The organism is Klebsiella sp. 1SOBk5mer, assembly GCF_046603115.1.
Lineage (GTDB): Bacteria > Pseudomonadota > Gammaproteobacteria > Enterobacterales > Enterobacteriaceae > Klebsiella > Klebsiella quasipneumoniae.
Map to the genome: position 1 here is coordinate 355,858 of NZ_JBKIUU010000004.1, position 22,564 is coordinate 378,421.

The following is a 22,564-nucleotide window of genomic DNA, read 5'->3' on the forward strand; positions in this document are numbered from 1 at the left end:
TTATTTTTCAGGATGCTTTTTTTGTGTGCAGCTTGCGGGCGTGCTTCGTCACCCCGGCGGCATCGATTTCATGGCGCGCGCGCGTGGCGGCGCGATCGGCGGCAATGGCGTATTGCCCGTCAGGGATACCTAAGCGTTTCAACGGGATAGCGCATCCGGCCTCGGCCAGCACTTCCGCCACCAGACTCCCGACGCCGCCGTTGACGTTGTGTTCTTCCACCGTGATCGCGACCGGACAGGACTGTATTGCCTTTAGTAGCGCCTGGGTATCACAAGGACGAATAGATGGGACACTGATAACGGTGGCGTCAATACCTTCTGCAGCGAGTTGTGCGGCGGCTTCCACTATTTCATGTACCGTTGAGCCCATAGCAACCAACGCAACATCGCGCCCCGAACGCAGCACATCAATGTTGCCCGGAATAAACCGGTAATGTTCGTCATGCAGTTCCGGTAGCGCTTTACCATCGAGGCGGATATACACTGGCCCGATGTGGGCAAGGGCATAATCGATAATCTGTCGGCACTCGCCGGGACTGGACGGCGCGTAAATTTCAATATTGCCAAAACCGCGCAGAACGGCGATATCGTCAATGCTATGGTGAGTGCTGGCCAGCGGACCGTAGCTGGCGCCCGCGTTCAGCCCGAACAGTTTGACGTTGGTGTTGTTGTAGCAAACGTCGACCTTAATCTGCTCATTGGCACGTGAGATAAGGAATGGCGCCGCGTTGCAGGTCACGGCCACTTTACCCCCCAGCGCCAGGCCGGCGGCAGCGCCAACCAGCGTCTGCTCGGCGATGCCGACGTTGACCAGCCGGCCAGGGAATCTTTTGATAAATGGGGCAATTTTCGCCGTTGAGGTGGAGTCAGCCACTACTGGCACCAGATCCACGCCGCGGTCTACGGCATCAATAAAGGCATTCACCATCACCGTGGCGAGATGTTCGCTATTACTCATCTTTCAGTTCCTCCAGCGCCAGTTCAATTTCTTCTCCTTTCGGTACCCGGTGATGCCACTCGGGCCTTCCCTGAATAAATGAAATACCTGCGCCTTTGGTGGTATTGGCAATCACGACGTGTGGTTTCCCGTTCGGCTGCAAGCGCTCAAGGGTGGCGACCACCTCCGCCATATCGTTGCCGTTGCACTGTGTGACCTCCATGCCGAAAGCGCGCCATTTTTCATCCAGCGGGTCGGTATTCATGATCTCTTTGGTCGCACCGGCCAGCTGCAGATTATTTTTGTCGTTGATAATAATAAGGTTATCCAGCTGGTAGTGGGCGGCGACCAGCGCGGCCTCCCAGTTGCTGCCCTCCGCCAGTTCGCCATCGCCGGTGACGACAAATACGCGACGCGGGTTGTTATCGCGTTTCGCTGCCAGCGCAATGCCTACCGCCACGGGCAGACCATGGCCCAATGCGCCGGTATTGAGCTCAATACCCGGCGTCTTGTGCTTCACCGGATGTCCAGGCAGATGCGAGTCGGCGTGTTGATAGGTTGCCAGCCAGTCAAGGGGGATAAAGCCTGCCTCGGCCAACACGCAGTAGTAACCGCCGACAGCGTGCCCCTTCGATTGAATATAAATATCGCGCTCGTCGCTCTTTTCTAGCGCAGGAGAGCAGTTAAGGATGCGAAAGTAGAGGGCGGTCAGAAGTTCGACTTGTGACAAATCTGCACCGGTGTGGCCGCCTGCCGGGCTTTCCGCATTTAAGACGATGATGCGGCGGCGGATGGCGCGTGCTTTTTGTTCTAACTCCTTAACGGAGAGTGAAAACGGATTCATAAAACACCTCTTGAAAGTAAATTCTTGTATGAATAAATATTCCAGCAGGGTAAAGAAACACTTCCCATCCTGACTACTTTTTATCGTCGACAAAACAAGGTATTAATAAGTGATTGAATATATATTCACTACTGATTTATTATTCACATAGGTAAGATATGCCCTGTGACGGGGTTTGTCCACGATTTGTACGGCCTATTTTCTAAAAAAGGAGAAAACGATCACATTTGGATCGTCGGGGAAAGGGCGCTGCGCTTGTTATCTATTCAATGATGCATAAAAATAACGAGCAGAAAACAGAGGGGAATGCCATGTCGAAGCAGGATGAACAGCGGTTGCTGGTGAAGATCGCCACGCTTTACTACAGCGAAAATAAAAAGCAGTCCGAGATCGCCTCGCTGCTGCATCTGTCCCAGTCTTTTGTTTCACGGGCGCTTACCCGCTGTCAGAAAGAGGGGCTGGTGAAAATTACCGTAGTCCAGCCGACAAACATTTTTGTCGATCTGGAAAAGGCGATTGAGGAGCGTTTTGGCATTCGACAAGCGATAGTCGTGGATGTGGGCGAGAATGCCAGTTACAGCCAGGTAAAGCATGCCATCGGCAGCGCGGCGGCGCACTATGTCGAAACGCGGCTGCGGCCGGAAGACCTCGTGGGGATCTCGTCCTGGAGCAGTACGATCCGCTGCATGGTGGATGAGATGCATCCGCAGAACATTCGCGCCGCCGGGGTGATTCAGCTGTTGGGCGGCGTCGGTCCCAACGGAAACGTGCAGGCTACCATTTTAACCCAGCAGCTGGCGGCGCATTTAGGCTGCCCGGCGTGGCTGTTGCCGTCGCAGAGTATTGAGCACTCCGTGGAGGAGCGCAGCCGTCTGGTAAACAGCCCGGACGTCGCGGCGGTGGTGGCGAAATTTGCCGAAGTGGATGTGGCCATCGTCGGTATTGGTGAACTGGAGCCTTCGCAGCTGCTGAAAAACTCCGGTAACTATTATAATGAAAGCATGCTCCAGCTGCTGGCGGAGCGCGGCGCGGTGGGGGATATCTGCCTGCATTACTATGATGCGGCGGGCAAACCGGTACTGAGCCAGGATGAGGATCCGGTGATCGGGATGGAACTTGAGCAAATTCGTCGCTGTCCGCAGGTGATTGCGCTGGCCGGCGGCGTGGACAAAGAGAACGCCATCCGCGGCGCGTTGCAGGGCGACTACATTGATGTTCTGATCACCGATTTCCCGACCGCGCGCGCGTTAATTAAGGGCTAAGCGGGGGGGGAGACTGGCGTGCCTGGCGCGCCAGCGTCGCCAGTTCGTCCGCGCTGAGGCGAGTCATCCGCAACACGGTTTCAGTGTCCATACCGTTCTCTAACATCACCAGCGCGATGCGGCAGGCTTCGCGATGCTCACCCGCCTGTAAACCTTCCTGAAGCCCCTCTTGCTGGCCTTGCTGTAACCAGCGTTGTTTTCCCTCTTCGCGACCTTTCTGCTTCAGGTACTCGGCAATCGTCATCAGGGTATCCTCATATTGCGGCAGACGTTCGACCAATTGGTCGATAAAGTTATCCGGGTCGGCGCTATTGCCATGCAGCGACATATAGGTAAATAACGTTTTGAACTGCTGGTGGTCAGTGTATCCCATCAGCACCACCTCCACCAACTGCTGGAGGATATGGCTAAGATCGCGTTGACGGATGTGTTTCTGGACCAGTTCCAGAAGCGCGATCCGCCGATGCTGTAATATGGCGTCGTCGGGAATATCGGTCACATCGACGAGCGGAAAGGCCCCGAGATAAAGCTGTTTTGCCGGTGAGTCAGGTGGAAACTCATCCAGCCAGCACAGTGAAAAGGGATAGGGAGAAATGCTGCCATGATAAAACAGCATGGGAATTACCAGCGGCAGCGCTTTATGGCCGCGATCAAGATGCTGTTGCATGGCCGCGAGGGCATAGCGCAGGAGTCTGAACGCCATATGGCTGTCCGGGGTGCTCTGATGCTCAATGACCACATAGATATAGCCCTTTCCCTTGCTGGTCTGCAGAGAGTAGAGAATATCGGAATAGCTGGCGCGCAGGTTGTCCTCAACAAAGCTCCCGGATTCCAGGTACAGAGTGCTTAAGTCGCACAGTTGCCGCAGCGCGGGCGGCAGATGAATATCCAGAAAATCGCGTGCGGTTTCGCTGTCGCGCAGAAAGCGCTTAAACAGACTGTCGTGCGGGGTCGAGTGAGGACGTTTTTTCATGACTTCCTTGCCTGGCAGAGCAGAGTGGCGGGATGCTACCACCGCTTGCCGTCGGGCAGGATTTTTCGATGAGGTTTTGCGAAGCGCCTCGGAGAAAGGCGCATCGTGAGTCAGTCTCGCCTCCTGTGGCCTGAGCCACAGGAGGTCTTGCGGTTACTTATTCTCCATGACCGCTTTCTGGGCGACCACCGCCGCCTTCTGCTGCATCCGGTTTTGCATCTGATCGATAATGACAGCCACAATAATCACGATCCCTTTGATGACCATCTGCCAGAACTCGCTCACCCCCATCATCACCAGCCCGTCGGCGAGAAAACCGATGACAAACGCACCAATCAGCGTACCCAGGATGGTTCCCCGGCCGCCGGCCAGCGATGTTCCGCCCAGTACGACGGCGGCGATAGCATTCATCTCAAAAGCGGTACCGTTAGCCGGATGGCTGGCCAGCAGCTGCGCGGAGACCACGATCCCGGCAATGGCGGCGCAAAAACCGGACAGCGTGTAGACCAGCACTTTAATTTGCTTCACTTTCACGCCGGAGAGCTCGGCGGCGCGCTCATTGTCACCGATCGCATAAACATGGCGGCCAAAGGGCAAACGCCGGGCGATATAGGCGATGATCAGCGCCAGGAGGATCATCAGCCAGATGGCCCACGGGATGCCAAAGAGCGCACCTGCGCCAATTTCATCGAAACCCGTGTTGCCCAGCTGCGGATTGCCCGCGAGCCCGGGGAAGGTTTGGCCATCAGAGGTCAGCATCGCGGCTCCGCGGAGCACATACATGGTACCGAGGGTGCAGATAAACGGCGCCACATTGTAGCGGGTAATGATCCAGCCATTAACGGCGCCAATCAGCGCGCCTATCAGCAGCACCAGAGGCACAATGACCCACACGCTTGGAAAAATAGCGATGCCGAACATCGGCAGTACTATCCCTTTGGTGATAAGCCAGCCGGCTATCATTCCGCAGAGACCGAGCGTAGCGCCAATCGAAAGATCGATACCGGCAGTGATAATGACAAAGGTGATCCCCAACGCCAGAAAGGCGTTAATCGCAATGTGTTTAATCATAATCACCATGCTTCCAGCGGATAAAAAACCGGGCACGGTCATCGTGAAGAAGCCGACAATCAGGAACAGTGCGATAAAGGTGCGCAGTTTTAATAACAACAGCAGGATATTTTCACGGGAGAGAGAGGCTCCGCCGCGCGGCGCCAGTGCGACCGATTGTGTCATTTTCATCTTAGAACCCCTGAGCGCTTGCTGAAACCAGCGCCGACTCTTCGGCCTGGTCACGAACGATATCGGCGGTCAGTTTGCCGCCTGACATCACCAGGATACGGTCAGAGACCGCCATGATTTCTTTTAAATCGGAGGTGGAGAACACCACCGCCATTCCCTGCTGCGACAATTGCACCATCATGCGAAACACATCCCCCTTGGCGCCGATGTCGATTCCGCGCGTAGGCTCGTCAAGAAACAGCACCTTCGGATTGGTTAACAGCGAACGGCCAATAACCACCTTTTGCTGATTGCCGCCGCTGAGCGCCTGGATCTCGACTTCTGGTGATGAGACCTTAATGGAGAGATTGCCAATCGTGCTGGCGACGACGGCCTCTTCCTCTTTATTGGCAATGGTTAACCCGCGCTGAAGACGACGCCACAGGCTGGCAATGGTCAGATTGCTGGCGACTGACGAGATGGGAAAAATCCCGGTCCGCTTACGATCTTCCGGCACCAGACTCATGCCCATGCGGATACGTTCGGCCGTGGTTAACCGCTGGGGAACCGGTTTGCTGTCCAGCCAGATCTTGCCAAAGTAGTGGCGCGCTGTCCCCAGCAGACATTCAAACAGCTCGGTTCGTCCGGCGCCCATCAGACCGTAGATCCCAATAATTTCACCGGCATGTGCTTTTAAACTGACGTTATCCACCACCGTATTGCCCGCGGCATTCACGCAGGTCAGGTTCTCCACTTCCAGCAGTGGGGCGCCGAAGCGGCGATCCGGGGGAAGAAAATGGCTTACTGGATCGCTTCCCAGCATTTCACGGACGATCCATGGCACATCAATTTCACTCACCCTGGCCTCCGCCTGGAATTTGCCGTCACGCAGTATGGTAATGACGTCGCCGATGGCCATCAGCTCCTCCAGACGGTGTGAGATGTAGATAATGGACACCCCCTGACGCGTCAGTTCGCGGATGACCCGAAACAGGATATCCACCTCGGTTTTGCTTAAGGCTGAGGTGGGCTCATCAAGGATCAGAATGTCCGCATTTTCCGCCAGCGCTTTGGCTATTTCGACCAACTGCTGCTGACCGACCTTCAGGTTACCCACCAGCTCCCGCGGCGAGATCGGCTGATCGAGTCGCTGCAACAGCTCCGCGGCTTGTCGTTCCTGCTCTGCTTCGTTAATTGGCGTCAGCCCGCGCTGTAGCTCGCGACCAAGAAAGATATTTTCCGCGACGCTAAGATTTTCAAACAGGTTCAGCTCCTGGTGGACCATACCAATGCCGTGGGCGGCGGCCTCGCGGGTGCTGGAGAAATGGACTATGTTGCCGTTGAGCTCCATTTCACCCAGGCTCGGCTGTTGCACACCGGCGAGAATTTTCATGAGCGTTGATTTACCGGCGCCATTTTCGCCGATGATCACGTTAACTTTGCCGCGCCAGACGTTGTAGTCGACGTTATCCAACGCCACCGTGCCGGGGAACAACATCGAAATACCACGGGTGCGTAAAATGATATCCTCTGCGGGTGAACTGGCCATCAGCGCACCTCCTGTTTTAGCTGAAGAGCGGCCGCATCCTGCAGACTGCCGTTAATAACCGTGACCGCAAAGAGAATATCGACAGGCTTGCCTGTCCAGCTCGCGTCCACTGTCGGCAACGATTTTATCGCCTCCCGGTTGTAGGCGCGTGAAAGCTGTGCAAACTGCACCTGGTTGGTAAAGTCTTCAAATTTGAAACCGCTGGCATCGCGGATGGCATTGCCTCGCATGACAGGACCTAATTGCACGACCAACGGCTGGCCGTGTAGCGTAAGTTTGAGCTTTTGCTCGCGTGGGTTGCTGACGTCAGTCCCGGTCACCTCGCTGTTCAGGCGGACAAAGACGCTCTGTGGCGTAGCGCCAGACGCCTGGCGCACTTTTTCCAGCGCAGTCGCGTCCAGCGCATGTTGGTTCGCTGCGTCAATCACACGAGATTGCCAGGTTTGTTGCGCGATCTGCTGCGGGGTGAGATGGTCGAAGCTGGGTTTCGCGTTCGGGTCGGCAGGCAGCACTGGCTTGCCATTCTCATCTAAGTCCACCACCGTGCAGGCCGTCAGCAACAGGGCGGCGCAGCCCATCAGCACGGCGCCCCATTGTTTTAACCGCATCATTTCCGCCTTACTCGCTGAGGTTGAACATGTTGAGTTTTTTCGCATTGCCACTATCGATGAGGATGCAGTCCATCAACTGCTTCTCTTCTTTCTGGGCTTTCCCGTTCTTCAGGAAAAAGTCCGCCTGTTCCACAGCCATTTGCGCCTGCTTCCAGCCAGGCTGGAGAACCGTGGCTTTAATGTTGCCCTGCTTGAGTATCGAGTCGCGCGTGTAGTCGCTGCCGTCGAAGCCGACGACAATCACGTCGTTTTTACCTGCAGCTTTCAGCGCCGCTTCCGCCCCCAGCGCCATGGTATCGTTGCCGGAAATCACACCGACGATATCCGGATTCGTCTGCAGAATAGCTTCCATACGGGTAAAGGCTTCCGTCTGGCTCCAGTTCGCCGTCTGCTGGGCGACCATTTTCATTTCGGGATAGTCGTCCAGCACATCGTGATAACCCTGCGAGCGGACGCTGGCGTTGGTGTCGGACTGACGACCTAACAGTTCGACATACTTGCCTTTACCGTTGAGGAGACTGGCGAATTTTTCCGCGCCAAGCTGGGCGCCCTGATAGTTGTTAGAGACAATCTGCGCCACGGCGACGCCGGTTTTATTGATCTCTCTGTCGATTAAAAATGCCGGCACACCTGCCGCTTTTGCTTTTTCCAGCGGGCCGACGGTGGCATCCGCGCCAGCGTTATCCAGGATGATGGCTTTGGCTTTCCGCGCAATAGCCGTTTCAATCAATTGGTTTTGTTTGTTGACGTCATCGTCGTGCGAGGCGACCAGGGTGCTGTAACCCAGCTCTTTCGCTTTCGCCGCTGCGCCGTCAGCCTCGGCTTTAAAGAACGGATTATCATGTGAAGGGGTAATGATTGCGATCAGGCCATTATCGGCGGCGAAAAGTGAGCCAGATGCGGCCATCATGGAGGCAAACAGAACAGACTTTATCAGGGTGGTTTTCATTATTATCTCCGCATTGAATATATATTCAATAATGATTTATTATTCAATGTAACCATAAAGCGGCCAGCCAGAACTGTCTACGGTTTGCACAGGTAATTTCTTAAAAAGCGAAAAGGATCACGCTTCGCGAGGCGGGCAGGTACAGGTAATAACGAAATCGTCTTTTATCAGATGGTTGATTTGCAATGTGAAATGAGCAAGCTGTACGGAGAAGCTGGCGGTAAAACGTAAATGGATCTGCTGCGCAGTGAGTGCCACAATCCGGGCGCTGTGGAAGCCGGGCAGGGCTAAAGCGTGAGAGGACCAGGCCTTAAACCCACTCTCTTTCGCCGAAAAGGCCAGCGTCAGCGCCAGCGGGAAGGGCAGGCCGCTGTGCAATAGCACCTTTTTTTCCGCCTCGTTGATAATGCTGCTCTCCAGCTCCGCCGCCAGCTGTGGAGTAAACCGGCGCTCGATGTCGACGCCCACCGGCCGGTCGGCGACCACCGCCAGCGCGCGCTGGCCGCAGTGGCTGATACTACCGAACCAGGGCGCGGGCCACAGCGGCTGGCGCCGATCGCCAATCGCGGGAGGCCGTTTTTCTCCCACCTCGCGCAGGGCGTACACCGCGGCGATGCGCCCGGCCAGGTGCTCCGCCTGCCGCTTGCGGCTCCAGCCGCTCAGGCTGGCGTGATAGGGCAACCACAACAGATCGGCAGCCTGAAAAGTCGCCGGGTCGAAGTCGACGTGCTGCAAGCGATAGCCGGCCAGCAGCAGGGTGGAGTGAAGAATGCGCATAAGGCAAGTATACCGCGGTTGTCCCCGCCCTTTATCCTGCAAGGGCGGGGGAGGGAGAACCCGCTATCAGAAGTGGGTGTTGACGCTCATATACCAGGTGCGGCCCGATTCGTTGTAGGTCTCGGCGCCGGCGCCGTACATCGTGCCGGTGGCGCCCCCGGTGGTCTGGGCGTTGCCCGCGCGCCAGTGGCGCTTGTCGAAGACGTTATCCACGCCGCCGGTCAGACTAACGTATTTGGTCACGTCCCAGGTCGCGCTCAGGCCGAGGATGCTGTAGGGGCTGACCTCGTTCTTCTCGCTGCCGGTGACCGGTTTACCCTTATAGTTGTACTTCTTCGGCTCCTGTTTGCCGTACCAGGTAAAGGTCGACTGCAGCGAAACGTCATCGCGTACCTGCCAGCTCAGCGTGGAGTTCAGCGTGTATTCCGGGATAATCGACAGCCGATCGCCGGTCTCTTTATTCTTACTCTGCAGCATGTAGGTGATGTTGTTGGTCCAGTTCACGGTCTCGCTCACCGGGACGTTCAGCGTACCTTCCAGGCCTTCCACCACCGCTTTCGGCACGTTTTCCCACTGGTAAAGATCGGTACCTTTACCGTTTTGATAGACCGGAGCATAGCCAGCTTCAATCTTGTTGCGGTAATCGTTGCGGAACCAGGTTACGCCCGCCAGCCAGCCGTCGCGTTTAAACTCGAGGCCAATCTCTTTGTTGATGCTGGTCTCGGCTTTTAAATCTTCATTCCCCTGCAGATAGCAGCCGTCTTTACTGGCGTAGCAGCCCTGGCCTTTGCTGTAGAGAATGTAGTTCGGGTTGGTCTGATACAGGCTCGGCGCTTTATAGGCGCGGGCGATACCCATCTTCAGCGTGAAGTCGTCCCACAGGCCCTGAGACAGATTGAGGGACGGGCTCCAGTTGTTGCCGACGATGCTGTGATGATCGAAACGCAGCGCCGGGGTCAGCATGGTGGTGTCGGTCAGCTCCATGTTGTTCTCAGCGAACAGGGAGAAGATCTCCGCCTTCGAGTAGGGGCTGCGGCCGGTGCTGTCGTAGCCCGGAATTTCTCCCCCCGACAGCGCCTGGGTGTTGGAGGCCTTATCCTTCATGCGCTGCTGGTTCCACTCGCTGCCCAGCGTCAGGTTCTGATTAACCAGATAGTCGAACGGGATACTGACTTCGCTGTGCAGCATCACATCCGCCAGATCGATATCCGTGAACTGGTTGCTGTTGAAGATCCCCTCGGTCCCCCCGGCCAGGCCTTCGCCTTTGCGTGAGTTGCGGGTACGTTCGTACTGCGCCCAGTTGCTGGTGGTCACCCCGTTGTCCCAGGCGCCGTTCCAGGTGACCGAGTAGGTGTTGCGGTACAGACGGTTGGTCTCTTTGCCGTAGTTCTCTTTTACCAGGTCGTTGGAGTTGGTGTTCTGGGTGTCGCCTGCGTAGAGGTTGCCCTGGCGGCTGTAGCCGGCCTCAAACTCCAGCGACTGCATCGGGGCGAATTCCCAGCGCACCAGACCATCGATGTTTTTATTTTTTACCCCTTCGCGCCCGGCCGGCAGGGTGTCGGCATAGATCCCGGTACGTTCGGACTGATGGCCCTGGTTGATGTCCCAGGCGTCGGCCTGGGTTTTGTCGAGGTTACCGAACAGGCGGAAGCTGAAATCGCCGCCCAGCGGGCCGCTGAGGCTGAAGTTGGTGCGCTTGGTGGAGCCTTCGTCTTTGTGCTCCGGGGCGTTCATATAGGTGTTCCAGGAGCCGTGCCACTCATCGCCGGTTTTTTTAGTGATGATATTCACCACGCCGCCGGCGGCGCCGTTGCCGTAGCGGGCGGCGGCCGGGCCGCGAATCACTTCGATGCGTTCGATCATCTCCGGCGGCACCCAGCTGGTGTCGCCGCGGGTGTCGCGCTCGCCGCGCCAGCCGAGACGCACAGAGTTGCGGCTGGTGACCGGCTTGCCGTCGATCAGGATCAGGGTGTTTTCCGGGCCCATGCCGCGGATATCAATCTGGCGGTTATTCCCGCGCTGGCCGCTGGTGGAGTTGCCGGTCAGGTTGACCCCCGGCATGGTGCGAATGATCTCCGAGACGTCGCGCGCCGGCGGACGTTTGCGGATCTCATCGGCGGTGATGGTGGAGACGCCCGGCGCCTGCAGGTTCTGCTCGGCGGCGGTGACCACCATGGTCTCTTCCGCGGCGCTGTTTTTATCGTCGGTGGCGGTTTCCGCTGCGCTTAACGGAAAAGCAACCCCGTAAATTCCCAGATTGACCAGCAAGGCCAGGGATTTGATCCTGTTATTCATTGTTATTCCTGCTTTTTTGTCGCCACGTTCCCCAAACGCCCCTTCCCACCGGGAGGGGAGGCGGCATAAATGTTGCCGGAAGAGGGCAAAGGCACTCCGTCGCTAGCTGAATAAGCTCTCTTCGACATGTGTTGTGAAAGACGCGCTTCCCACGGCGCGCTAATACGCTATTGCAAATGCAAATAGTTATCAATAATATTATCAATAAAGAATGACAATTAATTAAAAAAGTCACGCGATACATAGGGTTAATGACTGAATGTTAACGACAGGAAGCGAGGAGTGGTGGCGAACCCTGCAGGGACCGCAGTCCCGGGCGGTGGATGACGCCATCGAGGTGACGTTCTGGTGGCGGGATCCGGCGGGGGATGAAACGCGTTCTCCACGCCGTCGGGTATGGCTCTATATCACCGGCGTGACCGACCACCATCAAAATGCGCGACCGCAATCGCTGCAACGTCTGCCCGGGACCGACGCCTGGTGCTGGCGAACCACGCTGTCGCCGACCTGGCGCGGCAGCTACTGCTTTATTCCCTCCGACCGTGACGATGATTTTTCCCCTGAGGTGTTCAGCGCCGATAAGCCGGACCGCGCGCTGCTGCGCGAAGGCTGGCGCAAACTGCTGCCGCGGGCGATAGCCGATCCGCTGAACCCGCACAGCTGGCGTGGCGGACGCGGCCATGGCGTCTCCGCCCTGGAGATGCCGCAGGCGCCGGCGCAACCCGGCTGGGATCTGCTTAATGAGGCGCATCCTCCCGCCCGTTGCCTTGAGTGGCGCAGCGCGCGTCTGGGCAACCATCGCCGGGTCTGGATCTACACCCCCGGCGAGGCCGTCGACCCGCAAACGCGGCCCCTGGCGATCCTGCTTGACGGCCAGTTCTGGGCCGAAAGCATGCCGGTGTGGTCGCCGCTGGCCGCGCTGACCCGCGAGGGGAGGCTGCCGCCGGCGGTCTACCTGCTGATCGACGCGATCGACAACCAGCGCCGCGGGGTTGAGCTGCCCTGTCATCGCGATTTCTGGCTGGCGGTGCAGGAGGAGCTCCTGCCGCTGGTCCGCGGTCACGTCCCGTTCAGCGACCGCCCGGAGCGGACGGTGGTGGCCGGGCAAAGCTTCGGCGGCCTGGCGGCAATGTTCGCCGCCCTCAACTGGCCGCAGCGCTTTGGCTGCGTGCTCAGCCAGTCAGGCTCCTACTGGTGGCCGCATCGCGATGGCAGCGGGACGGGCTTTATCGGCGAACGTCTCCGCCAGGGCGAGGCGTCCGCGGCCGGGCTGCGCATCTGGCTGGAAGCGGGCCAGCGTGAACCGATTATTTTTCGCGCCAACCAGGCGCTGCTGGCGCAACTCACCACAACGCAGCAGACGATTTTCTGGCGTCAGGTTGACGGCGGGCATGATGCGCTTTGCTGGCGCGGCGGGCTGACGGCGGGGCTGATCCAGCTCTGGCAGCCTCTGCTGTCGCCCCCTTAGCACAGCGCTTTACGACAGGAGTTTGATATGCAATTCAGTAACCCCTTCGACAATCCGCAAGGGCAGTTTTACATTCTGCGCAATGACCAGCGGCAGTTCAGCCTGTGGCCGGGGCATTGCGCGCTGCCTGCCGGCTGGACGGTGGTGTGCCCTCCGCAGTCGGTCGAGGCGTGCAACGCCTGGCTGGCGGCCAACTGGCCGACACTGACCCCCGCCCATCATGCGGCATAAGGAGCTGACCATGACCACTCGTTTACCGCTGGTTGCCGCGCAGCCGGGGATCTGGATGGCCGAGCGCCTCTCCACTCTGCCTGGCGCCTGGAGCGTGGCCCACTATGTTGAACTGCGCGGCGCGCTCGACCCGGCGCTGCTGGGTAAGGCGATTGTCGCCGGGCTGCAGCAGGCGGATACCCTCAGCCTGCGCTTTGAGGAAGAGGAAGGGGAAGTCTGGCAGTGGCTGGCGGCGGAACGCACCTTTGGCGAACCGCCGATCGTTGACCTGCGTACGGCGCCGGATCCGCACAGCGCCGCCACGGAGCGGATGCAGGCGGATCTGGCGCAGGATCTGCGCGTCGATGGCGGCAACCCGCTGGTGTGCCATCAGCTGCTGCGCGTCGGCGACGACCGCTGGTACTGGTATCAGCGCTATCACCACTTGCTGGTGGATGGCTTCAGTTTCCCGGCGATTACCCGACAGATCGCCGCCATTTACCGCGCCTGGCAGCGTGGAGAAGCCACCCCGGAATCGCCTTTCACCCCCTTTGCCGAAGTGGTGGACGAGTACCAGCGCTACGCCGGCAGCGAGGCCTGGCAGAGGGATAAAGCCTTCTGGCAGGCCCAGCGCCAGGCGTTACCGGCTCCCGCCTCGCTCTCTGCCGCCCCGCTGGGCGGGCGCGCCGCCGGGAGCGATATCTGGCGGATGAAGCTGGCGATGAACGCCGACGCCTTCCGCCGCCTGGCCGGCCATGCGCCGCAGTGTCAGCCCGCTGACCTGGCGCTGGCGCTCACCACGCTGTGGCTGGGCCGCCTGTGCAACCGGATGAACTACGCGGCGGGCTTTATCTTTATGCGCCGGATGGGCTCAGCGGCGCTGACCTCGGCGGGGCCGGTGCTCAACGTCCTGCCTCTGGCGGTGCATATTGACGCCCAGGAGACGCTGGCGGACCTGGCGATGCGCCTCGCCGCGCAGCTGAAAAAGATGCGCCGCCATCAGCGCTATGACGCCGAGCAGATCGTCCGCGACAGCGGCAAAGCGGCCGGGGACGAACCGCTGTTCGGCCCGGTGCTGAACGTCAAAGTCTTTGATTACCAAGTGGATATCGACGGCGTCGAGGCGGTGACTCACACCCTCGCCACCGGCCCGGTCAACGACCTCGAGCTGGCGCTGTTCCCGGATGAGACCGGCGGGCTGTCGCTGGAGATCCTCGCTAACAAGGCCCGGTACGATGAAGCCGAGCTGCGTCGCCACATGGCGAGACTGACCGCGCTGCTGGCGCAGTTTGCCGCCGATCCGACGCTACGCTGCGGCGAAGCGGAGATGCTCTCCGCCGACGAGCAGGCCCGGCTGGCGGCGGTCAACGATACCGCTATGCCGCTGCCCGCCACCACCCTAAGCGCGCTGGTGGCCGACCAGGCGCGGAAGACCCCGGATGCTCCGGCGCTGGCGGATGCTAACTGGCAGTTCAGCTATCGTGAGATGCGTCAGCAGGTAGTGGCGCTTGCGCAGCTGCTGCGTCAGCGCGGCGTGAAGCCGGGCGACAGCGTGGCGGTGGCCCTGCCGCGCTCGGTGTTCCTGACCCTGGCGCTGCACGGCATTGTCGAAGCGGGAGCCGCCTGGCTGCCGCTGGACACTGGCTACCCGGACGACCGCCTGCGGATGATGCTGGAAGACGCCCGGCCGTCGCTGCTGATCGCCACGGAGGATCAGCTGGCCCGCTTCAGCGATATCCCCGGGCTGGAGAGCCTCTGCTACCAGCAGCCGCTGGCCGTTGCGGATGACGCGCCGCTGGCGCTGTCAAAACCGGAGCATACCGCCTATATCATCTTTACCTCTGGCTCCACCGGGCGGCCAAAAGGGGTGATGGTCGGCCAGACCGCCATCGTCAACCGCCTGCTGTGGATGCAGGATCGTTATCCGTTATCTGCCGACGACGTGGTGGCGCAGAAAACGCCGTGCAGTTTTGACGTTTCGGTGTGGGAGTTCTGGTGGCCGTTTATCGCCGGCGCGCAGCTGGTGATGGCCGAGCCGGAGGCGCACCGCGACCCGCAGGCGATGCAGCAGTTCTTCGCCCACTACGGCGTGACCACCACCCACTTTGTGCCGTCGATGCTGGCGGCGTTTGTCGCCTCGCTGGATGCCGACAGCGTGGCCGCCTGCCGCACGCTGCGGCGGGTATTCTGCAGCGGCGAAGCGCTGCCGACAGAATTGTGCCGCGAATGGGAGCGCTTGACCGGCGCGCCGCTGCATAACCTGTACGGCCCGACGGAAGCGGCGGTGGACGTCAGCTGGTATCCGGCCTGCGGGCCTGAGCTGGCGGCGGTGACCGGCAGCAGCGTGCCGATTGGCTGGCCGGTATGGAACACCGGGCTGCGCATTCTCGATGCCGCGATGCGCCCGGTGCCGCCGGGGGTGGCGGGGGATCTCTATCTCACCGGCATTCAGCTGGCGCAGGGCTATCTGGGGCGTCCGGACCTCACCGCCAGCCGCTTTATCGCCGACCCGTTTGCCCCCGGCGAGCGGATGTATCGCACCGGCGACGTGGCGCGCTGGCTGGCGAACGGCGCGGTGGAGTATCTTGGCCGCAGCGACGATCAGCTGAAGATCCGCGGGCAGCGCATCGAGCTTGGCGAGATTGACCGGGTGATGTCGGCCCTGCCGGACGTGGCGCAGGCGGTGAGTCACGCCTGCGTCTTCAACCAGGCGGCGGCGACCGGCGGCGATGCCCGGCAGCTGGTGGGCTATCTGGTCTCTGACTCCGGCCTGCCGCTGGATACCGCGGCGCTGAAAGCGCGGCTGGCGGAACAGCTGCCGCCGCATATGGTCCCGGTGGTGCTGATGCAGCTCCCCGACCTGCCGCTCAGCGCCAATGGCAAACTGGACCGCAAAGCGCTGCCGCTGCCGACCCTCGGCGGCGAGCGCAGCGGCCGGCCGCCGGAGCCCGGGATGGAAACCGTTGTCGCCGCCGCCTTCAGTCAGCTTCTGGGCTGCGAGGTGAATGATATCGACGCTGATTTCTTCGCCCTCGGCGGCCATTCGCTGCTGGCGATGCGCCTGGCGGCGCAGCTCAGCCGCCAGCTGGCGCGGCAGGTGACCCCGGGGCAGGTGATGGTGGCCTCGACGGTGGGCAAACTGAGCGTGCTGCTGGCCGCCGATCTCAGCGATGAGCAGGCTCAGCGCCTGGGGCTGGATGCGCTTCTGCCGCTGCGCGAGAGCGACGGCCCAACGCTGTTCTGTTTCCATCCGGCCTCCGGCTTCGCCTGGCAGTTCAGCGTGCTCGCGCGCTATCTCAGCCCGCGCTGGTCGATTACCGGTATTCAGTCGCCGCGCCCGCAGGGGCCGATGGCCGGCGCCGCCAGCCTCGACGAGGTGTGCGAGCATCATCTGCAAACGCTGTTGGCGCAGCAGCCGCACGGTCCTTATTATCTGTTCGGTTATTCGCTCGGCGGCACCTTAGCCCAGGGCATTGCCGCCCGCTTGCGCCAGCGCGGCGAAGCGGTGGCCTTCCTCGGCCTGCTGGATACCTGGCCGCCGGAGACGCAAAACTGGGCGGAGAAAGAGGCGAACGGGCTGGATCCGGCGGTGCTGGCGGAAATTGCCCGCGAGCGCGAAGCGTTCCTCGCCGCCCAGCAAGGGCAAGCCTCCGGCGAGCTGTTCAGCGCCATCGAAGGCAACTATGCCGACGCGGTGCGGCTGTTAACCACCGCGCACAGCGCGAAGTTTGACGGCAAGGCGACGCTGTTCGTGGCGGAGAAGACGCGGCAGGCGGGGATGGATCCGCAGGTCGTATGGGGCCCGTGGGTGGGCGAGCTGGAGGTGTTCAGCCAGAACTGCGCCCACGTCGACATTATCTCCCCGCAGGCCTTTGAAGCCATCGGCCCGGTAGTCAGGGAGATTCTGGGATAACGGTTGAGTTCGGGCTACAGCAGGTAGCCCGGCTCAGCGTCGCGCAAGCCGGGGAAAGGGGAAATTACCGGCGGCCCAGCGGCACCACCAGCGGCGTATGCGCCACCGGATCCTCAATGATCGTGCAGCGCAGACCGTAAATCCGTTCAATCAGATCCGCCGTGACGATCTCCTTCGGCGCCCCCTCGGCGACGATCTTACCGTCGCGCAGGGCGATCAGGTGGGTGGCATAGCGGCAGGCCTGGTTCAGATCGTGCAGCACCGCCGCCAGGGTATAGCCCTTCTCGCGATTCAGCTCGCTCAACAGCTCCAGCAGGTCGATCTGATGGCTGATGTCCAGCCAGGTGGTCGGCTCATCCAGCAGCATAATCGCCGTCTCCTGGGCCAGCACCATCGCAATCCACGCCCGCTGCCGCTGGCCGCCGGAAAGCGTATCGACGCTCTGCAGCGCCAGGTCGCTGATCCCGGTGGCCCGCATCGCATTATTCACCGCCGCTTCATCTTCTTTGCGCCAGCGGGTGAACAGCGGCTGGTGCGGGTAGCGCCCGCGGGCCACCAGCTCCTGCACCGTAATATCGCCAGGGGTGGTGGCATTTTGCGCCAGCAAGCCGATGCGGCGGGCAACCTCTTTACTGGCGTACTGCTGGATCTGCGCGCCGTCGAGCCAGACATGGCCGCTGGCCGGCGTCATCAGACGGCTGAGGGTGCGCAGCAGTGTCGACTTGCCGCAGCCGTTGGGGCCGATAATGGCGGTGAAGTGGCCGTCAGGGATGGTCACGTTCAGCGACTCGGCGATGGTCTTGTTCCCGTAGGCCAGGGTTAACTGCTCGCCGCGCAAACGGGAGGGGACAGCACTCATTTTTTGCGGGACTCCTGAATCAACAATGCAATAAGGTAAATACCGCCGAGGCTGACGGTTAGTACGCCCACCGGCAGCTGCCAGGGCATAAACAGCCGCTGGGCGCCGTAATCGGCCAGCGCCAGCAGCAGCGCGCCGCACAGGGCCGACTGGTTCAATCCCCAGCGGGCCGTGCCGCTCAGGCGGCGGGCGATGTGCGGCGCCACCAGCGCGATAAATGAGATGGGCCCGGCCAGCGCCGTCGAGGCGGCGGTGAGCACCACCGCCACCAGCATCAGCAGCAGGCGCGAACGCTCGACCTGCACGCCCAGCGCGCAGGCGGTATCGTCGCCCATCTCCAGCAGCCGCATCCGACGAACCAGCAGGGCGCTGCCCACCAGCATCAGCAGGATCAGCGGCGCCGACGGCCAGGTTTTACCCCAGGTCAGGCCGTTAAGCGATCCGGCGTTCCACAGGCCCGCAGAAAGGGCGGTCTCCAGCGAGGCGCGCAGCAGCAGCCAGGTGTTGAAGGCCACCAGCATGGCGCGCACGCCGATGCCGATAATAATCAGGCGAAAGGTCTCGATCCCATTGCGCCAGGCCAGCAGCCAGACCACCAGCGAGGTGAGTACCCCGCCGGCCATCGCCGCCAGGGCAATCGCCGTCAGGTTCTGGCCGAAGAGAACCATCGCCACCAGCACGCCGCTCCAGGCGCCGGTGTTAAAGCCCATCACGTCCGGGCTGCCGAGCGGGTTACGGGTCAGCGACTGGAAAATGGCGCCGCTGACGCCGAGCGCGGCGCCGATGAGCAGCGCCATTAACACCCGCGGCAGCCGCCATTCGTTCACCACCATCGCGACGTTGCGCGGCGCGTCGCCGAACAGGGCGGAGAAGACCTGGTCAATCGTTAGCGGCACCGGGCCTTGCGCCAGCCCGAGCAGGGAAATCAACAGGCTGGCGGCCATCAGCAGCAGACAGCTGGCTATCAGGCGGCGGGACGGGGCAATCACTGGCCACCTCCGCGCGGCTGGCGCCGCACCAGCCAGATCAGCACCGGCGCGCCGAGAAAGGCGCTCACCACCGATACCCGCAGTTCGCCGGGCACCAGCAGGCGGCCAATCACGTCGGCAAACAGCAGCAGGGCCGGGGTGGCCAGCAGGGTGACCGGCAGCGACCAGCGATGATCGGCCCCCACCAGCCAGCGGGCCATATGCGGCATCATCAGGCCGATAAAGGCGATCGGCCCGACCACGGCGGTAGCGCTGCCGCACAGGACGGTAATCACAATCAGGCCGATCAGCTGGGTGCGGGCGACGCGGCTGCCGAGGGCGGTGGCGGTATCGTTACCGAGGCTCAGGCTGTTAAGCGCCCGGCTCAGCAGCAGGGCGGCGATCCCCGCCATCGCCACCGGCAGCAGGACAATTTTCAGCGTCTGCAGGGTGCGGATATCCAGCGAACCGGCCTGCCAGAAGCGCAGCTGATCGTAGACGTCCGGGTTGAGCAGGGCGATGCCGTTGGACAGCCCCTCCAGTACCGCCGCGAGGGCGACCCCGGCGAGGGTGAGGCGCACCGGGCTCAGCTGGCCGCCGCCCTGACTGCCGGTGAAGGCCACCAGCAGCGAGGCGCAGAGCGCACCGCAAAACGCCAGCAGCAGCTGTTCCTGCGGGGAGGTGATCCCGAACAGCGCCGCGCCGAGGACGATGGCGAAGCTGGCGCCGGAGTTGACCCCCAGCAGGCCGGGGTCGGCCAGCGGGTTACGGGTGAGCGTTTGCATCAGCGCGCCGGCGAGGCCGAGGGCGACGCCGGCCAGCAGACCGGCCAGGGTGCGCGGCAGGCGCGCGTCCAGCACGATGGTGCAGTCGGCGCTTTGACAGGTTCCGCTAAAGGCGGTGAATACCGTGCCGATCGGCAACGATTTGGCGCCGATGGTCAGGCTAAGCGCGGCGGCTAAGGCGAGTAACAGCAACAATCCGGGCACGGCGACAGAGCGTACCGCGGTCGTAGAAAACGACATAACTGACATCCCTGATATGATAATGATAGTAATTATCGTTATCGATTTTATTCAGCTATGGTAGCATGACCCACAGTAAAAAGGGTATTAAAAATAACGACAAGGCGCTGTAATGAACCGACAATCCTGGCTGCTCAACCTCAGCCTGCTGAAAACTCACCCGGCGTTTCGCGCCGTTTTTATCGCTCGCTTTATCTCTATTCTGTCGCTTGGCCTGCTGGGCGTGGCCATCCCGGTGCAGATCCAGATGATGACCCATTCGACCTGGCAGGTCGGGTTGTCGGTGACGCTGACCGGCGCGTCGATGTTTATTGGCCTGATGGTGGGGGGGGTACTGGCCGACCGCTATGAGCGCAAACGCCTGATCCTGCTGGCGCGCGGCACCTGCGGCGTGGGCTTTGTCGGCCTGTGTCTGAACGCCCTGCTGCCGGAGCCGTCGCTGGCGGCGATCTACCTGCTGGGGATCTGGGATGGGTTCTTCGCCTCGTTGGGGGTGACCGCGCTGCTGGCGGCGACGCCGGCGCTGGTGGGGCGGGAAAATCTGATGCAGGCCGGGGCCATCACTATGCTCACGGTGCGTCTGGGCTCGGTGATTTCGCCGATGATCGGCGGCCTGCTGCTGGCCTCCGGCGGTGTGGCCTGGAATTTCGGCCTGGCGGCGGCGGGGACCTTTATCACCACCTTAACCCTGCTGCGTCTGCCACAGCTGCCGCCGCCTCCGCAGCCGCGCGAGCATCCGCTGCGTGCCCTGCTGGCGGGGCTGACCTTCCTCTGCCAGAGTCCGCTTATCGGCGGGATTGCGCTGCTCGGCGGCCTGCTGACCATGGCCAGCGCGGTGCGGGTGCTCTATCCGGCGCTGGCCGGGAGCTGGCAGATGTCGGCCGGGCAGATTGGCCTGCTGTACGCCGCGATTCCGCTCGGCGCGGCGCTGGGGGCGTTGACCAGCGGCCAGCTGGCCCAGACCGTGCGGCCGGGCGCGCTGATGCTGGCGACGACGGTGTGCTCCTTTGTCGCCATTGCGCTGTTCAGCCTGATGCCGCACTGGGCGTTGGGCGCGCTGTGCCTGGCGCTGTTTGGCTGGCTGAGCGCTATTAGCTCGCTGCTGCAGTACACCCTGATCCAGACCCAGACGCCGGAACATATGCTCGGGCGAATTAACGGTCTGTGGACCGCGCAGAACGTTACCGGCGACGCCATCGGCGCGGCGCTGCTCGGCGGGTTAGGGGCGGTGATGACGCCGGTCGCTTCCGCCAGCGCCAGCGGCTGGGCGCTGGCCCTCGTCGGCGTGCTGCTGGTGGGGCTGCTACGCGAGCTGCGCCGTTTCCAGCGCCCGGAAATAGTCAACGAAAGCTGAGTACGGTGCGATTGCCCGGTGGCGGCTACGGCTTACCGGGCCTACGGTACTGGGGCCTCGGGCGTTGTAGGCCGGGCAAGCGCCGCGCCGCCCGGCAAGGTGTTCCGACCGCGTACCCGTCCTGATGCCCGGTGGCGGCTACGCCTTACCGGGCCTGGGGTCTGGCCTGGAGGGCGCAAGCATTGTAGGCCGGTGCAAGCGTAGCGCCGCCCGGCAAAGCGTTCAGGCCGCGTACCCGTCCCGATGGCACGGCCCGCGTTAGCCGAACAGGCTGGAGAGACGCTGGAGCACTAGCAGGGCGCTGTAGTAGTCAAGACGGAAGGTCTCGGTGCCCAGCGGGTAAACGCGTTTGCCTTCGACCGCCGGGAGATGCGCCAGCAGCGGGTTGGCGTAAATGGCATCGACATCTTTCTGGTCGCCGGCGAACAGGAACAGGCTCTGGCCGTTCAGACCGGCGGCCAGATTCTCCCCGCCCAGCTGCACGATATCGTGGCGTTTGCCCTGACTATGGCTGGCGGGCAGGCCGCCCGGCAGCGTCGCCAGGCTAAAGCCCAGCTGTTCGAGCATCTGCCCCTGGGCCGATTCCGGCGTCCAGATATTGGCGCTGTGCGCGGCGGCGGTATAGACGAGGGCGGTGACCGGCTGCGGCGGCAGCTTCATTTTTTCTTTTAACGAAACGAGCTGTTTATTGAAGTCGGCGATGCGCGCGCTGGCCTGCTGCTCATGGCCGGTGATCTGCCCCAACTGGGTAAGCAGCGTTTGCCAGCTTTTATCGTCATAGTTGATGACCAGCGTCGGGGCGATCGTTTTGAGCTGATCGTACAGCGGCAGGGCGGAGTCGCCGCCGGTGGCGCTCACCAGGATCAGATCCGGCATCTGGGCGGCCACCGCTTCCGCGCTCGGTTCGCCGATGTACAGCCGCGTCAGCTTGCGGGCTTTGGCGACCTCACTCCACTGGCGCAGAAAGCCCTGGCTATCGGCCACGCGGTTGTTCGGGGTGGTGGCGCCGCTGGCGACCACCGGGGCGTCGATCGCCAGCAGCGAGCCGGTGAGGGTCACGCTGGTGGAGACAATGCGCAGCGGCTGGCTCGGCAGGGTGTGCGTTCCGTAGCTGTCGGTGACCTGGCGCGGCCAGTCCGCCGCCTGGGCTGAGGTAATTCCTAAAAACAACAGCATGCCGGCCAGCGCACCGCGGCGGTAAAAAGAAGAGAAGTTCACGTCATCGCATCCTGATTCGAAGGGTAATAAATGCGTCTCATTTTCAACTTTGCGCCGACAGGATGCAAGCCAAAGTGGCGGCGCGATGACGTAACGCGGTTGACATGACGGGCAATACCTTTTAGGTTAGC

At 61.5% G+C, this 22,564-nt stretch carries 18 protein-coding genes; 5 read left to right on the top strand and 13 right to left on the bottom strand.

All coding sequences use genetic code 11. From position 1 onward, the window contains the following. Window positions 1-7: 7 nt before the first annotated feature. Window positions 8-958 carry a transketolase family protein gene (locus ACLH1U_RS12675; protein ID WP_373638355.1) on the bottom strand — a complete coding sequence of 317 codons (951 nt, stop codon included), beginning with the start codon at window positions 956-958 and terminating at the stop codon, window positions 8-10. Then, complete coding sequence (locus tag ACLH1U_RS12680; RefSeq protein ID WP_004885699.1) at window positions 951-1,781, bottom strand: transketolase; 831 nt, start codon at window positions 1,779-1,781, stop codon at window positions 951-953. The genes ACLH1U_RS12675 and ACLH1U_RS12680 overlap by 8 nt, the downstream gene beginning before the upstream one ends. A 311-nt stretch (window positions 1,782-2,092) precedes the next feature. Between ACLH1U_RS12680 and ACLH1U_RS12685 the strand changes: the two genes are divergently transcribed. Continuing rightward, on the top strand, window positions 2,093-3,043 hold the full coding sequence (locus ACLH1U_RS12685; RefSeq protein ID WP_004885703.1) for a sugar-binding transcriptional regulator: 951 nt from the start codon (window positions 2,093-2,095) through the stop codon (window positions 3,041-3,043). Here ACLH1U_RS12685 and ACLH1U_RS12690 read toward each other — a convergent pair. The 7 genes from ACLH1U_RS12690 to fepA form a co-directional block, all read right to left on the bottom strand. Next, on the bottom strand, window positions 3,033-4,016 hold the full coding sequence (locus ACLH1U_RS12690) for an Rpn family recombination-promoting nuclease/putative transposase (protein ID WP_101861797.1): 984 nt from the start codon (window positions 4,014-4,016) through the stop codon (window positions 3,033-3,035). The two genes, ACLH1U_RS12685 and ACLH1U_RS12690, sit on opposite strands and share 11 nt — an antisense overlap. Before the next feature lie 153 nt (window positions 4,017-4,169). Continuing rightward, on the bottom strand, window positions 4,170-5,258 hold the full coding sequence (locus ACLH1U_RS12695) for an ABC transporter permease (protein ID WP_004885708.1): 1,089 nt from the start codon (window positions 5,256-5,258) through the stop codon (window positions 4,170-4,172). Between the two features lies 1 nt (window position 5,259). Next, window positions 5,260-6,786 (bottom strand): sugar ABC transporter ATP-binding protein, encoded by a 1,527-nt coding sequence (locus ACLH1U_RS12700; RefSeq protein WP_172969407.1) that lies wholly within the window; start codon window positions 6,784-6,786, stop codon window positions 5,260-5,262. Next, window positions 6,786-7,394 carry a DUF2291 family protein gene (locus ACLH1U_RS12705; protein WP_172969432.1) on the bottom strand — a complete coding sequence of 203 codons (609 nt, stop codon included), beginning with the start codon at window positions 7,392-7,394 and terminating at the stop codon, window positions 6,786-6,788. Before ACLH1U_RS12705 ends, ACLH1U_RS12700 begins: the two co-directional genes overlap by 1 nt. Before the next feature lie 10 nt (window positions 7,395-7,404). After that, a complete protein-coding gene (locus tag ACLH1U_RS12710) occupies window positions 7,405-8,346 on the bottom strand; it encodes a D-ribose ABC transporter substrate-binding protein (protein WP_004178959.1) in 942 nt (313 codons plus the stop codon). 117 nt (window positions 8,347-8,463) lie between these two features. After that, entirely contained in the window at window positions 8,464-9,123 is a 660-nt protein-coding gene (gene entD, locus ACLH1U_RS12715) for an enterobactin synthase subunit EntD (protein WP_101861799.1), read from the bottom strand. Window positions 9,124-9,189: 66 nt separating this feature from the next. Further along, complete coding sequence (fepA, locus tag ACLH1U_RS12720) at window positions 9,190-11,418, bottom strand: siderophore enterobactin receptor FepA (RefSeq protein WP_032455059.1); 2,229 nt, start codon at window positions 11,416-11,418, stop codon at window positions 9,190-9,192. Between the two features lie 259 nt (window positions 11,419-11,677). On the opposite strand from fepA, the gene fes reads away from it, so the two are divergent. The 3 genes from fes to entF are packed head-to-tail and all read left to right on the top strand — an operon-like array spanning window position 11,678 to window position 17,009. After that, window positions 11,678-12,886 (top strand): enterochelin esterase, encoded by a 1,209-nt coding sequence (fes, locus tag ACLH1U_RS12725; RefSeq protein ID WP_048297001.1) that lies wholly within the window; start codon window positions 11,678-11,680, stop codon window positions 12,884-12,886. 27 nt (window positions 12,887-12,913) lie between these two features. Then, window positions 12,914-13,117: an MbtH family protein gene (locus ACLH1U_RS12730; protein WP_032455062.1), complete on the top strand. Its 204-nt coding sequence runs from the start codon at window positions 12,914-12,916 to the stop codon at window positions 13,115-13,117. 10 nt (window positions 13,118-13,127) lie between these two features. Further along, window positions 13,128-17,009, top strand: coding sequence for an enterobactin non-ribosomal peptide synthetase EntF (gene entF, locus ACLH1U_RS12735; RefSeq protein WP_322358133.1), 3,882 nt, complete (start codon window positions 13,128-13,130; stop codon window positions 17,007-17,009). A 64-nt stretch (window positions 17,010-17,073) separates the two neighbouring features. Here the strand turns inward: entF and fepC are convergent, their stop codons facing one another. Genes fepC through fepD form a run of 3 tightly spaced genes read right to left on the bottom strand, consistent with a single transcriptional unit; the run spans window position 17,074 to window position 19,861 of the window. Continuing rightward, window positions 17,074-17,868, bottom strand: coding sequence for an iron-enterobactin ABC transporter ATP-binding protein (gene fepC, locus ACLH1U_RS12740; protein ID WP_032455067.1), 795 nt, complete (start codon window positions 17,866-17,868; stop codon window positions 17,074-17,076). Continuing rightward, entirely contained in the window at window positions 17,865-18,857 is a 993-nt protein-coding gene (gene fepG, locus ACLH1U_RS12745; protein ID WP_411299280.1) for an iron-enterobactin ABC transporter permease, read from the bottom strand. Before fepG ends, fepC begins: the two co-directional genes overlap by 4 nt. Then, window positions 18,854-19,861, bottom strand: coding sequence for a Fe(3+)-siderophore ABC transporter permease (gene fepD / locus ACLH1U_RS12750; RefSeq protein WP_411299281.1), 1,008 nt, complete (start codon window positions 19,859-19,861; stop codon window positions 18,854-18,856). The genes fepG and fepD overlap by 4 nt, the downstream gene beginning before the upstream one ends. A 112-nt stretch (window positions 19,862-19,973) precedes the next feature. Between fepD and entS the strand changes: the two genes are divergently transcribed. Next, entirely contained in the window at window positions 19,974-21,215 is a 1,242-nt protein-coding gene (gene entS, locus ACLH1U_RS12755) for an enterobactin transporter EntS (protein WP_023288782.1), read from the top strand. A gap of 258 nt (window positions 21,216-21,473) precedes the next feature. Here entS and fepB read toward each other — a convergent pair whose 3' ends face one another. After that, window positions 21,474-22,433, bottom strand: a complete 960-nt coding sequence (gene fepB / locus ACLH1U_RS12760; RefSeq protein ID WP_032455076.1) for a Fe2+-enterobactin ABC transporter substrate-binding protein — start codon at window positions 22,431-22,433, stop codon at window positions 21,474-21,476. Window positions 22,434-22,564: the final 131 nt, after the last annotated feature.

Excerpts from the sequence above, each read along its gene's own strand:
- ACLH1U_RS12675 (WP_373638355.1), bottom strand. The coding sequence starts at position 958 with ATGAGTAATAGCGAACATCTCGCCACGGTGATGGTGAATGCCTTTATT.
- ACLH1U_RS12680 (WP_004885699.1), bottom strand. The coding sequence starts at position 1,781 with ATGAATCCGTTTTCACTCTCCGTTAAGGAGTTAGAACAAAAAGCACGC.
- ACLH1U_RS12685 (WP_004885703.1), top strand. The coding sequence starts at position 2,093 with ATGTCGAAGCAGGATGAACAGCGGTTGCTGGTGAAGATCGCCACGCTT.
- ACLH1U_RS12690 (WP_101861797.1), bottom strand. The coding sequence starts at position 4,016 with ATGAAAAAACGTCCTCACTCGACCCCGCACGACAGTCTGTTTAAGCGC.
- ACLH1U_RS12695 (WP_004885708.1), bottom strand. The coding sequence starts at position 5,258 with ATGAAAATGACACAATCGGTCGCACTGGCGCCGCGCGGCGGAGCCTCT.
- ACLH1U_RS12700 (WP_172969407.1), bottom strand. The coding sequence starts at position 6,786 with ATGGCCAGTTCACCCGCAGAGGATATCATTTTACGCACCCGTGGTATT.
- ACLH1U_RS12705 (WP_172969432.1), bottom strand. The coding sequence starts at position 7,394 with ATGCGGTTAAAACAATGGGGCGCCGTGCTGATGGGCTGCGCCGCCCTG.
- ACLH1U_RS12710 (WP_004178959.1), bottom strand. The coding sequence starts at position 8,346 with ATGAAAACCACCCTGATAAAGTCTGTTCTGTTTGCCTCCATGATGGCC.
- entD (WP_101861799.1), bottom strand. The coding sequence starts at position 9,123 with ATGCGCATTCTTCACTCCACCCTGCTGCTGGCCGGCTATCGCTTGCAG.
- fepA (WP_032455059.1), bottom strand. The coding sequence starts at position 11,418 with ATGAATAACAGGATCAAATCCCTGGCCTTGCTGGTCAATCTGGGAATT.
- fes (WP_048297001.1), top strand. The coding sequence starts at position 11,678 with ATGTTAACGACAGGAAGCGAGGAGTGGTGGCGAACCCTGCAGGGACCG.
- ACLH1U_RS12730 (WP_032455062.1), top strand. The coding sequence starts at position 12,914 with ATGCAATTCAGTAACCCCTTCGACAATCCGCAAGGGCAGTTTTACATT.
- entF (WP_322358133.1), top strand. The coding sequence starts at position 13,128 with ATGACCACTCGTTTACCGCTGGTTGCCGCGCAGCCGGGGATCTGGATG.
- fepC (WP_032455067.1), bottom strand. The coding sequence starts at position 17,868 with ATGAGTGCTGTCCCCTCCCGTTTGCGCGGCGAGCAGTTAACCCTGGCC.
- fepD (WP_411299281.1), bottom strand. The coding sequence starts at position 19,861 with ATGTCGTTTTCTACGACCGCGGTACGCTCTGTCGCCGTGCCCGGATTG.
- entS (WP_023288782.1), top strand. The coding sequence starts at position 19,974 with ATGAACCGACAATCCTGGCTGCTCAACCTCAGCCTGCTGAAAACTCAC.